Source organism: Paraburkholderia fungorum (assembly GCF_046026025.1).
Taxonomy (GTDB): domain Bacteria; phylum Pseudomonadota; class Gammaproteobacteria; order Burkholderiales; family Burkholderiaceae; genus Paraburkholderia; species Paraburkholderia fungorum_E.
Genome location: NZ_JAQQFL010000024.1, coordinates 99,530 through 112,409, shown reverse-complemented (window position 1 = coordinate 112,409; position 12,880 = coordinate 99,530). Strand labels below are relative to the sequence as shown.

Below are 12,880 nucleotides of genomic sequence, written 5' to 3'. Positions count from 1 at the left end.
CGCTGCTGCCGCAACTGAGCTAATGACGCCTCAAGCTGCCCAGGAAAAGATCTTGCCCGGGTTCATCAGATTGCGCGGATCGAGCGCGTGTTTGATGGAGCGCATCGTGTCGACGGCGACTTCACCGTGTTCTTCGAGCAGGAAATTCATCTTGTGCAGACCGACGCCGTGTTCGCCCGTGCAGGTGCCGTCCATGCGCAGGGCGCGCTGCACGATGCGATGGTTCAGGCGCTCGGCTTCGACGAGCTCTTCCGGCTTGTCCGGATCGATCAGGATTGCGACGTGGAAGTTGCCGTCGCCGACATGGCCGACGATCGGGCAGGGCAGCGGCGACGCGTTCAGATCCTGCTCGGTTTCCACCACGCATTCCGCGAGGCGCGAGATCGGTACGCAGACGTCGGTCGTGACGGCGCGGCAACCGGGCTTCAGTTGCAGCATCGCGAAGTAGGCGTTGTGGCGCGCGTTCCATAGGCGGCTGCGGTCTTCCGGCCGGGTCGCCCATTCGAAGCCTTCGCCGGCATTTTGCGCCGCGATCTCTTGCACCAGTTCGGCTTGCTCTTTAACACCGGCTTCGGTGCCATGGAATTCGAAGAAGAGCGTTGGCGCTTCACGCAATGTCAGGTTTGAATGGCGATTGATCGAGCGGATCGCAAGCGAGTCGACGAACTCGACGCGCGCGATCGGCACGCCCATCTGAATCGTTTCGATCACCGCGCGCACGGCATCGCCCATCGACGGGAACGTGCAGACCGCGGCCGAGACCGCCTCCGGCTGCGGATACAGGCGCACGGTAATTTCGGTAATCACGCCGAGCGTGCCTTCCGAGCCGACGAACAGACGCGTGAGGTCGTAACCCGCCGACGATTTGCGCGCACGTGTGCCGGTTTTGATCACGCGGCCGTCGGCGAGCACCACCGTCAGCCCAAGTACGTTTTCGCGCATCGTGCCGTAGCGCACGGCATTGGTGCCCGAGGCGCGCGTAGCCGACATGCCGCCGATGCTCGCGTCTGCGCCCGGGTCGATCGGGAAAAACAGGCCGGTGTCGCGTAGCGCTTCGTTCAACTGTTTGCGCGAGATGCCGGGTTCGACCGTGACGGTCAGGTCTTCGGCATTGATCGACAACACGCGGTTCATTTCCGACAGGTCGATCGATACGCCACCCTGGACCGCAAGCAGATGTCCTTCGAGCGACGAACCGTTGCCGTAGGGAATGATCGGCACGTTGTATTGGCCGCACAGCTTGACGATGGTTTGCACGTCTTCCGTATTGCGCGCGAATACGACGGCGTCGGGCAGTTGCGGATCGAACGGCGATTCGTCGCGGCCATGGTGGGCGCGGACGGCTTCGGCAGTGGAGACGCGCTCGCCGAAGGCGGCTTTGAGGGCAGTCAGCAATTCGGCGGGAAACGGCCGGCGCAACGGGGCCGGCGGCACGGGATGATTCACGCATGTCTCCTGATAGTAAGGCGGAGCTGTTCTACAGCTTGTGCTTCATTTTACGCCGATCGCCCGCAGGCCGGCGTCGGGCGCGGCTGCCGCTCCTATAATGGCGGCGACCTCGCGAAGCGCGCAATATGGATAACCCGGTGGCTTGCTTACCGGATTCACCGGATGGATTCATCGGTGCCGCGCAGACGCATTGTCACTGAACGAATGCATGGGAGACATCATGGGCAACCGCTTGAGCAAGATCGCCACCCGTACCGGCGACGACGGCACCACCGGTCTCGGCGACGGCCGCCGCGTACGTAAAGACAGCGCGCGGATCGCCGCAATTGGCGACGTTGATGAGCTCAATTCGAATCTCGGCGTGTTGCTGTGCGAATCGTTGCCCGACAACGTGCGGGCGGCCCTGGTCGCAATTCAGCACGACCTGTTCGATCTCGGCGGCGAGCTTTGCATTCCCGGTCATACGATGATTACCGACAAGCAGCTTGGCCGACTCGACGGCTGGCTGGCCGACTACAACGCGACGCTGCCGCCGTTAAAGGAATTCATTCTGCCCGGCGGCTCGCGCGCGGCCGCGCTTGCGCACGTGTGCCGGACGGTGTGCCGGCGCGCCGAACGCTCGATCGTCGCCCTCGGTGAAGGCGAGCCGATCAATGAGGCGCCGCGCCAGTATGTGAACCGGCTGTCCGACCTGTTGTTCGTGCTCGCTCGGGTGCTCAACCGCGCGGACGGCGGCAGCGACGTGTTGTGGCAGCACGATCGCAGCGCCGGCTAACACCACGATTCGGTCCCTTTAAGCACCGCAAGCACTGTGACAATTTGCCCGGGTCAAAATATCTCCTTAAAAATGTATTGTGTATGCATCTTTAAGGAGAAGTAGCCATGACCGCTCTCACCGCCGACCAGATCGCCCGCGTCAAAGCCACCGTACCCGTGCTCGCCGTACACGGCACGACCATCACCAAACACTTCTACAAGCGCATGTTCGCGCACCATCCTGAGTTGAAGAACGTGTTCAACCAGACTCACCAGAAGAGTGGCAATCAGCCGGAAACGCTCGCGAAAGCGGTGTATGCGTACGCCGCCAATATTGACAACCTCGGCGCGCTGGGGCCAACCGTCTCGCGAATCGCCCATAAGCACGCGAGTTTGAATATTCGGCCGGAGCAGTATCCAATCGTCGGGCGGCACCTGTTGGGCGCGATTGTCGATGTGCTTGGCGACGCGGTCGATCAGGAGACGCTTGGCGCATGGGAAGTCGCTTATGGGCAGCTCGCGGATATCTTTATTGGCGCGGAGGCCAAGCTCTATGAAGGTGCGGCGTGGAGCGGTTTTCGGCCGTTCAAGATTGCGCGCAAGGAAGTGGAGAGCGAGGAAATTACGTCGTTCTATCTGACGCCCGCCGATGGCTCGCCGGCTTGCGGCTTCGAGCCTGGCCAGTATCTGAGCGTGACGCGTTTCGTGGATGAACTCGGCGTCGATCAGCCGCGGCAATACAGCTTGTCGGATGCGCCGAACGGAAACTGGTTGCGTATCTCGGTGAAGCGCGAGGCCGGCTACGAAGATCTGGCCCCCGGCCTTGTATCAACCCTTCTGCACGACGGCGTGGAAGTGGGCGAAGTGGTGCATGTCAGTGCGCCGATGGGCGAATTCACGCTGAACCGCAAGACGACGACGCCCGTGGTACTGATCAGCGGAGGCGTGGGCGTGACGCCGATGACCTCGATGCTGTCCACCCTGCTCGCGGACCAGAGCGAGCGCCGCGTGATGTTCGTGCATGCCTGCCGCAACGGGCGCGTACATGCGTTCCGGCAGTGGCTTAACGATACGGTCGCAGCGCATCACAACGTCACACGCGCGGTGTTCTACGAGGCCATTGAAGCGTGCGATCACCCCGGCGTCGACTACGACTTCGAAGGCCGCCTCGACCTCGCGAAAATCGCCGGCAAGGTGATGGTTCCCGATGCGGATTACTACGTTTGCGGGCCGGTGCCGTTCATGCGCGCGCAATGCGAGGCGTTGGCCTCGCTTGGTGTGGATGCAGCGCGGATTCATACCGAAGTGTTCGGTTCAGGCGCGGTGCAGTGAAGCAAGGACGCATGGCGGGTGACGTGTGAAAGCACGTGTAGGGCGCGCCATGCGCCTCACCCAATCGCCAGTGTGACGGGCTTGCCGATCCGGCTCATCATTTCGACGAGCGTGTCGATAGTGAACTTGGTGGTTTTCATGTTGACTACGTCAGACACGCGCGGACGCGACACCATAAGAATCTCCGCTGCCTCAGCCTGCTTCAGATGATGCTGTTCGATCCAGCTGGACAGCTCGGTCATCAACTGCTCCTTGAGCAGCCGCGTGTCGTTGATCTGTTTCTGCGAAGCCGCGTGCAAGCGCTTCGCTTCTTCGGCGGAGAAGCCGAGTTCGAGAAACAGGTTCGCACCGGGTTTGGTTACGTGACGGATTTTTGTGTCGATCGTCATTTGTTAAGCTTTCCTATCTTTGATGATGGCTCGATACCGCATCTCGGCAATCTTTCTATCCTGCGGCCCCAGCTTCTGCGTTTTCTTCTGGAAGCAATGCAGTACGTACAGCGCTTCCACGAACTTGGTGACGTACATCACACGGTAGATGCCGTCGGCTTCCCTGATGCGAATCTCGCGTGTTCCTGCACCGATCGAATCAAACGGCTTCCAATCGTCCGGGTCAAGGCCAGCCTGAATCTTGCCAAGCTGAAAACCGGCCCGCCGACGGGGTTCCTCGGGAAAGGCGAGTAAATCGTGATAGCTGGAGCCCATCCAGCGAAGTTCTTTTTCCTGCTCCATAGCCGCCTTTCATGTACAAAATTTTATACGCAACATCCAGCCTGGTCAAGTCGTATCCGACCCGGCAACGAGTTGTCACGGTACATAAGCGGCGCCTGAAGCACCATTCGTCCGTTTGGCCAATAAAAAAACCCGGCTCGACGAGCAGGGTTTTTCGATGAAGCCACTGCAGCAATCGCGCAAGTGCGCAAGGCACGTCAAGCGACGTTCAATTGCCGCTGCCGCGCGCCACGCGCCGTTGTTTGACCGCTTCGGCGAGACCTTCCAGCACGGCGATGCTTTCGTCCCAGCCGATGCAGGCATCGGTGATGCTCTGTCCATACGTCAGCGTGCAGCCTTCCTGCAAATCCTGGCGGCCCGCGATCAGATGCGATTCCACCATCACGCCAACAATCCGTTCGTCACCCGAAGCAATCTGGCGGCCGATATCAGCGCATACCGGAATCTGGTTCTCATGCTTCTTCGAACTGTTCGCGTGGCTTGCGTCGATCATCAGACGCGCCGCGAGACCTGCCTTGCCGATATCGGCGCATGCCGCGTTGACGCTGTCCGCATCGTAGTTCGGCGTCTTGCCGCCGCGCAGGATGATGTGGCAGTCCTCATTGCCGGCGGTCGAGACGATGGCCGAGTGGCCGCCCTTGGTGACCGACAGGAAATGGTGCGGCTGCGACGCGGCCTTGATTGCGTCGACAGCGATCTTGACGTTGCCATCCGTGCCGTTCTTGAAGCCGACTGGGCACGACAGTCCCGAAGCCAGCTCGCGATGCACTTGCGATTCGGTCGTACGCGCGCCGATCGCGCCCCACGAGATCAGATCGGCGATGTACTGCGGGCTGATCATGTCGAGGTACTCGGTGCCGGCCGGCAGGCCGAGTTCGTTGATACGCAGCAGCAACTCGCGCGCGGTGCGCAGGCCGTCGTTGATCTTGAAGCTGTTGTCCATGTGCGGGTCGTTGATGAGACCCTTCCAGCCCACCGTCGTCCGCGGCTTTTCGAAGTACACGCGCATCACGATTTCGAGTTCGCCGGCGAAGCGCTTGCGCTGTTCGACGAGACGCCCGGCGTATTCCATCGCCGCCTTCGTGTCGTGAATCGAGCACGGTCCGATGATGACGATCAGACGGTCTTCCATGCCGTGCAGGATGCGATGCATCGCGTTGCGCGAGTTGTAGATCACGTCGGACACCGTTTCGTCGCAGGCGAATTCGCGGATCAGGTGAGCGGGCGGCGTGAGTTCTTTCAATTCGCGGATACGGACATCGTCGGTGTTGTGCGGGGGCATGTTTGTTCTCCTGAATCGGGTCGTAGCGTGTTCGCGCGGCAACGAGGGCTGCGATCAGACGGCGATCAGGCAGCGATGCCAGGGCGAACAACAATCAAAAAGATTTCAACGGCAAAAGTTTCAAAGGCGTGGGGCGAAAAAAAACCGCCAGGCTAGCTGGCGGTTTTCGTGAATTCTGAGTGTCTTGCGTGCACTAACACCCCTCTCGATCCGCCAGCGGTCTGAGATGCCAAAAAAAGTAAAAGTAAAACTTGGCGGACATGGCGAAATAGGTCGCTGGTCAAAAAGGGTGAATGACTTTATAACCCGTGCAAGCGCGGCTGGCAACCCGCAGGGTGTAAAAATGCGGTAATTCCGCATACTTCGCGCATTCTATGCACGAAGTATGCGTCTACATCAAAATCAGGCCGTACCGCCAACCGTCATCCGGTCGATACGCAGCGTCGGCTGGCCGACGCCTACCGGCACGCTCTGACCTTCCTTGCCGCACACGCCGACGCCCGAATCGAGCTTCATGTCGTTGCCGATCATGCTCACGTACTTGAGCGATTCCGGACCGCTGCCGATCAGCGTCGCGCCCTTCACCGGGTAGGTGACCTTGCCGTTTTCGATCATGTACGCCTCGGAGGCCGAGAACACGAACTTGCCGTTTGTGATGTCGACCTGGCCGCCGCCGAAGTTCACCGCGTACAAACCGTTCTTCACGGACGCGATGATTTCCTGCGGGTCTTTGTCGCCGTTGAGCATGTACGTGTTGGTCATGCGCGGCATCGGCAGTGCGGCATACGACTCGCGGCGCGCGTTACCCGTGACCGGCATTTTCATCAGGCGCGCGTTCAGCGTGTCCTGGATGTAGCCCTTCAGGATGCCGTCTTCGATCAGCGTCGTGCACTGGGTCGGATTGCCTTCGTCGTCGATATTCAGCGAGCCGCGGCGGTTCGGCAGCGTGCCGTCGTCGACGACCGTCACGCCCTTTGCCGCAACCCGCTCGCCGATCTGACCCGCGAACGCCGACGATCCCTTGCGGTTGAAGTCGCCTTCGAGGCCGTGGCCGATCGCTTCGTGCAGCAGCACGCCGGGCCAGCCCGGTCCGAGCACGACCGACATCGCGCCGGCCGGCGCCGGGCGGGCGTCGAGGTTGACGAGCGCTGCATGCACGGCGTCGTCGACGTAACCCGACAGCACTTCGTCGGTGAAATAGCCGTAGTCGAAGCGGCCGCCGCCGCCGCCGCTGCCGATTTCGCGGCGGCCGTTCTGCTCGGCGATCACCGTGACCGACACACGCACCAGCGGGCGGATGTCGGCGGCGAAACCGCCGTCGCTACGCGCGACCAGCACCACGTCGTATTCACCGGCGAGGCCTGCCATCACTTGCTGGATGCGCGGATCGCGGCCGCGCGCCATCTGTTCGATGCGCTCGAGCAGCTTGACCTTGGCGGTCGCGTCGAGCGAATGCAGCGGATCGGAGGGCAGGTACAGATCGCGCCCGGCGATGCCGGTCAGCGACGAGGCCGCCTTGATCTTCTGCTTGCCGCCGCCAGCCTTGGCGATCGAACGGGTGGCGAGCGCCGCCTGACGGATCGCTTCGGGCGACAGATCGTCTGAATAGGCGAAGGCCGTGCGGTCGCCCGACACGGCGCGCACACCAACGCCCTGGTCGATGCTGAAGCTGCCCGACTTCACGATGCCTTCCTCGAGACTCCATGCCTCGCTGCGCGTGTACTGGAAATACAGGTCGGCGTAATCGATCTTGTGCGTGAAGATCTCGGCGAGCGTGCGGGTCAGCAGGGATTCGTCGAGACCGTAGGGCGTCAGGAGAATGTCCTTGGCGGTGGCGAGATTACGGATACCGGGTTCGATGATGTTCATGCGAAGTATGTTCTGCTCGATACGAAGGATTCGGTTAGCGCTTCCATCACTGGGATATGGGTGACAGGCGCCGCACTTTCAATGTCAGGTAACACATCAGCAGCTCAGCACGCGGTGACGCCAGGCGGGCAGACTCTGCCGCACTTCGTCGATGCGCGCACGCTCGAGATTGCCGGCCACCACGCCGGCGCCTCCGTCGCGCACCGCGACGAGTTCGCCCCACGGGTCGATCAGCATGCTGTGGCCCCATGTCCGGCGGCCGTTCTCATGTTTGCCGCCTTGCGCGGCGGCCAGCACGTAGCACTGGTTTTCGACCGCCCGGGCGCGCAGCAGCATTTCCCAATGCGCGCGGCCGGTGGTGTAGGTGAACGCCGACGGCACCACGATCAGCGCGCAGTCGCCCATGCGCCGGTACAGCTCCGGAAAGCGCAAATCGTAGCAGACCGACAGGCCGACCCGGCCGAACGGCGCCTCGAAGGTGCGGACTTCATCACCGGGGCGGATGGTGCGCGCTTCGTCGAACGATTCTTCGCCCTTTTCGAAGTTGAACAGATGGATTTTGTCGTAGCGCGCGGCTTCGTTACCGTGCGGGTCGAACACCAGCGTGGTGTTCAGCACGCGTGCCGGTTCCTGCGACATCAACGGCAACGTGCCGCCGATTACCCACACCTTGTGGCGGCGCGCGGCATCGGCGAGAAAACGCTGGATCGGGCCGTCCTGGTAGGGCTCGCGTAGGGTGAGCTTGTCCGTGTCCTTGAAGCCCATGAAGCAGAAGTACTCGGGCAGCAGGACGAGTTGCGCGCCGTCGGCGGCGGCTTCGCCGATCAGGCGTTCCGCTTCGGCCAGATTGCGCTCGCGATCCGGTGTGCTCACCATTTGCAACGCGGCAACACGGAAGGCGCTTTCGGGGAACCCGCCGGACGCCGCAACGGGCGATGCGGTGGACGAAGCAGCGGACGAAGATGAAGAGACGTGTGTTTCGCTCATGAGCGTTTCGAAAAACTCCCGGCAAGGCGGCGGCGCGAACCGCTGGCGCCGCCTACGTCGTTCAAGGCTGGCTGGGACCCGGGGTGCGGCACGGCGCTTTTCTGATCAAACACAGGATCGGATCGGGCTTAGTGCGCGCCCACGGTCGAAGCCGGAGCGTCCATCTTACCGCGATCGCTCTTCACCCGCTCGACGTGCGGTTTCGACCACGAACCGGTGATCGCGTACTCACGCGCAAACGCCGTGGAGACCGATTTGCTGAATGCCAGATCGGCCACCAGCGCGCCCAGCCCGAGGAGCGGATTGATCACGGTCGCGGCGATCACGGCGGCGCCGGCGCTGACGGTCGGCACGATCTGCACGTGCAGATCCTGGGTTTCCTGTGCCAGATCCACCGAGCCTTTCATTTCAGCGCGGGCCGGTGCCGTCACCATCTCGAAGTTCTCGGTGCGGCCAATGCCATTATGGATCTCACCCGTAGCGGTGACGTGATCGAACGGCAGCCCTTCGCCGATCACGTCGCGGAAATTGAGCGTGGCGAAGCGCTCGAGGCTTTGCAGGCTGAGCACGCCCAGCAATTTTGCGACACCCGGGTCGACCTTGAGAATCTGCCCGTGGCGCAGGTCGACGGCCAGATTGCCGTTGAGCGTCGGGTAGTCGATCGTGGTTGGACCGCCGCGCCACACCACCTTGCCCGACAGCGTGCCGTTGCCGGCCTTGAGCGTGTGCGGCTGGCCGAAGCGCTCCAGCAACGCGCCGGCGTCCTTGATGTCGAGCTTGAAATCAAACACGGTACGGCGCGGCGTCGCTTCGTCGGCGGTGTTGCCGAGGCCCGTCGAGGTGCGCCAGTTGGCGGTGGCGCTTAGCGTGGCGGCGGGGTTGGTGATGTCGAGCTTGTCGAGTTGCCAGACCGGCACGCCGTCTTCCTCGAAGTTGTGCGCGTCGACTTCGAGCCGGCCAACGTTGCGATCGCGCACGATCAACTCGTTGACCACCAGATCGATCGACGGCATGTTCTGCGCCGGCGCCGAAATGGCCTGACCGAGCAGATCCTTGTCCGTGGCGGACGGAATCACCACGCGGGCAAAGCGCGCCTGCAGCGTGCCAGGCGAGGCCTTATTGGCGCCCGGCAGCCAGGAAACGTGGCCGGACACCTGGTTCGACGCGATGTTGGCCTGCCATTTGCCGTCCGTATGCGACGCGCCGACGATCACGCTATCCCAGTGCCGCTTGAGCAGCGTCAACGTGCCGATATGCAGCGCGAAGCGGTTCGGCAGGAACTGCGCGACGGCCGGATTCGGCGTAGCCGGTGCTGCTGCGGCGGGCGCGGGAGTGGGCGCGTCCTTGTTGCGCATCTGCGTGAGCAGCGCGCGCCAGGCGTCGGCGTCGAACGTTTCGAGGTCGACGGTGGCGATCACGCCATCGGACGGCAGGTCGGCGGGCTTGTTGACGCCGATCGCGCCGCTTACCACCGTCGGCGGTGTCTTCGACCCGGTTTGGGGCTCGTAGCGCAACAAATAGGTGGCGGCGATCGGACCGAAGGTGAGGTCGGCGCGCTCCAGGCCGGCTTCGCTCGTGTCGGTGGACGGCTTGACCGCGAAGCGCAGCGGCATTGGCATGCCGACCGGTTTGTCGAACGGTGCGGGGAAGTCGAGCGCAAGGCCGGTCAGATCGGAGTTTGCCGTGACCTCGGGCAAGCGCCCCTTCGCGCCGCGCACATTGAGCGCGTAGGGCGCGCTGCCGCTCATGCGCGTCAGCACCTCGGCGGCCGGGCCATGCAGATTCAGGCCGCGCGCCGCATCGACGGCGATGTGGCCGCCGAGGGCGAGCGCATAGGTGCCGTCCTGCTTCAGGCCGCCATCGGCGTGCACGTCGCCGCCGAGGAACTGGCCTGAGAGCCGGTCGAGCTGCGCGGTATGTTCGGTGAAGTGCACTTTGCCATTCAGTTGCGACAGCGGCGGCACGTTATCGACGGTCAGTCGGTTGTTGTGGAAGCCCACCGCGCCTTCCACACCGATATGCGGCTTCGGCGTGCGCGGCACGGTCAGTTTGAGCGCCAGCGCCGCGGGACCTTCGGCACGCACTTTCCCGGTCGCATGTTTGGACATGATGCCGAGCGAGCTCTCGTTGACGTAGTCGAGCATGTCGGCGAGCGGCCCACGGCCGTTGCCCGTGATGACGAGATCCGACGCCCTGGTTCCGAGATCGTCGATCTTGCCGTTCACCTTGTTCAACGCGACCTGCTTGTAATGGGCGCGGTCGATGTCGAAGCGCAGCAGGTTCTGCTTGAGTTCAAACACGCCGTCGATGCCGTCCAGCGGCGGCCACACGTTCGGCGTGCCGTTCTTCATCTTGCGCGGCGGGTACGGCGAAGGGTCGAACTTGCCGCCCTTGAATGGCGCAACGATATGGAAGATTCCGGCTTCCGGCGCGCGGGAGTAGGGGAATTTGGTCAGGTCGCCGTGGATTTCGATCGTCGCGCCGCGTGATGTGCCGGCTTGCAGCCCATGGCCCAGGTAAATGCGCAGTTTTTCGCTGATGCTGGTCGGCAGATAGCGGACGATGCGCGTGACCTGCGCGCGCTGGAAGTCGGCCTTCAGATCGAGCGAGCCGCGCCCGTGGCCGGGGTTGCTGTAGTTGGCCGTGGCGGTGGCGTCCGCGTCTGCGTTCGCGATGCCGAAGTCGGCCAGCTTGACGGTGAAGGCAGGGTGATTTTCGCCCGGCGCCTTCGGCGTGATGGTCCAGTCTGCCCGGCCATGCAAACGGTCGAGTGTCAGGCGCGGGTCGTCGAACACGCCCGGTAGCGTAATCGCGACGTTGGAGGTGTCGAGCGTCGCGGTGCCGTGTTTCTCGTCGGCGTCGACGCTGCCCCACAGGTTTTCAATGCCGGGAATGCCCGCGCGCGGGTGATTCAGCGCGGTGAGTCCCGGCGGCGGTTCCTGCGCGGCGAAGCTGATGCCTTGCAGATCGCCCTTGAAGCGATAGCGCTCGATCGGCTCGGCGCCGCTTGGCCGGCGGTCGCCGCCCGCCTCGCCCGATTCCGGTTTGCCGCGTTCCACCTCGATCACATAGTTCGCCACCATGCCGCGCGGATTGAAGCGCACCAGACTGTTCAGCAGGGGGCGCGGCAACGGCAGCGCACGGCTGAATTCGGCGAGGATGCCCAGGTCGACGCGGTCGCCGCTGAAGCTGACGAGTTGCCCATGCTGCAGCGAGGCGGTCCGGAAGCGGCCGTTCAACGTGGATAGCGCGAGGGTGCGAGTGAGCGGCGTGCCGTCGTCGAGCGGCGGCTGGCCGAGCTCGGCGTGCAGATTATTCAGTTGCAGCGTGTAGTCGCCCTGGTTGACCGCGACGCGCCACGAGAAGTTGGCGATCGGAACTTCCAGTTTGGGCTGGGTCGGGCGGACCCGCATCGAAACATTCGTGCCGGCCAGTTGCCCGCTGGCCGACGTCATGCGGCCATCGGCGAAATCGCCCCAGATCGCGTTGTCGATGCGGCCGGCGAACGTCTCGATCGGGAAATTGATGTAACGCGCCAAGGTCGGCAGATCGACCGGGCCGGTCGACATGTAGACCTGGCCGGCCCAGTTGACCGGCTTGCCGATCGCGGAGAGGCGGGCGTGTTTGAAATGCGTACGGAAGTCGATCGGCCCATGCAGGACCTGGCCGTCGGCGGGTGCCTGCAATGCGAGCCGGTGGTCGTAGCCGTCGTTGAGAATCGCGATCCGGATGTCGCGCAGGGCGAGTTCCGGCGCGTCGTGCTCGGCATCGCGCCAGCGCAGCACCCCGCCGCGCACCACGATCGCCTGCTGGCGCAGGAGCCACGTGGACAAGGTGTCGTTGCCGCTGTGCCGGGTTGGCACCGGCACACCCGCCACCGAGATGACGCCGTCGCTGTTGCGCGACACCAACACGTCCGGCTGATCGACGATCAGGCTGGACAGTGCCGGATGGAATTGCCAGAGCGACTTCCACGAGAGCGTGGCGGTGGCGTGCGGGATGGTCAGCGCCGCTTTGCCGTCGGCGTCGCGGATAACGATATCGGTGACGTCGAGGCCCGGCTGAAAACCGCTCCAATGCGGCGCCAGCTTGCCGATGGTGAACTGCGTGTGGAGCTTTCCGGAGACCGTGGCTTCGATGCGCGGCCGGAACGAGTCGACCCGCGGCAGCAGCACGTAACGCAGGCCGAGAAAGAGACTCGCCGCGATGAAGTACAGGACGAGCGCCAGCGCCAGGACCACGTGAAGGGTCCGACGCAGCACGATGTGGTCGCTTCCGCTCGCAGGCCGGACCTGCCCTGTTTCGTGCGGGTCGGCGGATTCGTTTCGCTCGGACATGCTGCGGCGGGTGGGCGTATGGTAGTTTTGCGAATTAACGACGAAATGTAACACACGGGAAAGCGTCGGCGGACCTCCGGCAAACCCTTTCTACATGCCGTCTCGCGACCTGCGCGAGGCGGTCTGGCTCCACTTGG

The 12,880-nt window shown here is 63.3% G+C and carries 9 protein-coding genes; 2 read left to right on the top strand and 7 right to left on the bottom strand.

Annotated features, from left to right (window positions below; genetic code table 11):
- Window positions 1-30 precede the first annotated feature (30 nt).
- Window positions 31-1,446: an FAD-linked oxidase C-terminal domain-containing protein gene (locus tag PQR67_RS24435; RefSeq protein ID WP_408464916.1), complete on the bottom strand. Its 1,416-nt coding sequence runs from the start codon at window positions 1,444-1,446 to the stop codon at window positions 31-33.
- Window positions 1,447-1,669: 223 nt separating this feature from the next.
- On the opposite strand from PQR67_RS24435, the gene PQR67_RS24430 reads away from it, so the two are divergent.
- Together PQR67_RS24430 and hmpA are read left to right on the top strand one after the other, a co-directional pair.
- Window positions 1,670-2,224 carry a cob(I)yrinic acid a,c-diamide adenosyltransferase gene (locus PQR67_RS24430; protein ID WP_408464914.1) on the top strand — a complete coding sequence of 185 codons (555 nt, stop codon included), beginning with the start codon at window positions 1,670-1,672 and terminating at the stop codon, window positions 2,222-2,224.
- A 107-nt stretch (window positions 2,225-2,331) separates the two neighbouring features.
- Window positions 2,332-3,537: an NO-inducible flavohemoprotein gene (gene hmpA, locus PQR67_RS24425; protein ID WP_408464912.1), complete on the top strand. Its 1,206-nt coding sequence runs from the start codon at window positions 2,332-2,334 to the stop codon at window positions 3,535-3,537.
- Window positions 3,538-3,593: 56 nt separating this feature from the next.
- Here hmpA and PQR67_RS24420 read toward each other — a convergent pair whose 3' ends face one another.
- The 6 genes from PQR67_RS24420 to PQR67_RS24395 all read right to left on the bottom strand — a co-directional run bounded on the left by PQR67_RS24420 (window position 3,594) and on the right by PQR67_RS24395 (window position 12,743).
- On the bottom strand, window positions 3,594-3,926 hold the full coding sequence (locus PQR67_RS24420) for a helix-turn-helix domain-containing protein (RefSeq protein WP_408464910.1): 333 nt from the start codon (window positions 3,924-3,926) through the stop codon (window positions 3,594-3,596).
- Window positions 3,927-3,929: 3 nt separating this feature from the next.
- Window positions 3,930-4,268, bottom strand: a complete 339-nt coding sequence (locus PQR67_RS24415; protein ID WP_408464908.1) for a type II toxin-antitoxin system RelE/ParE family toxin — start codon at window positions 4,266-4,268, stop codon at window positions 3,930-3,932.
- 208 nt (window positions 4,269-4,476) lie between these two features.
- Window positions 4,477-5,550 (bottom strand): 3-deoxy-7-phosphoheptulonate synthase AroG, encoded by a 1,074-nt coding sequence (gene aroG, locus PQR67_RS24410; RefSeq protein ID WP_408464906.1) that lies wholly within the window; start codon window positions 5,548-5,550, stop codon window positions 4,477-4,479.
- 402 nt (window positions 5,551-5,952) lie between these two features.
- Window positions 5,953-7,419, bottom strand: coding sequence for a metalloprotease TldD (gene tldD, locus PQR67_RS24405; RefSeq protein ID WP_408464904.1), 1,467 nt, complete (start codon window positions 7,417-7,419; stop codon window positions 5,953-5,955).
- 96 nt (window positions 7,420-7,515) lie between these two features.
- Window positions 7,516-8,406, bottom strand: a complete 891-nt coding sequence (locus PQR67_RS24400; RefSeq protein ID WP_408464902.1) for a carbon-nitrogen hydrolase family protein — start codon at window positions 8,404-8,406, stop codon at window positions 7,516-7,518.
- A 128-nt stretch (window positions 8,407-8,534) separates the two neighbouring features.
- Window positions 8,535-12,743 carry a YhdP family protein gene (locus PQR67_RS24395; RefSeq protein WP_408464900.1) on the bottom strand — a complete coding sequence of 1,403 codons (4,209 nt, stop codon included), beginning with the start codon at window positions 12,741-12,743 and terminating at the stop codon, window positions 8,535-8,537.
- Between the last annotated feature and the right edge of the window lie 137 nt (window positions 12,744-12,880).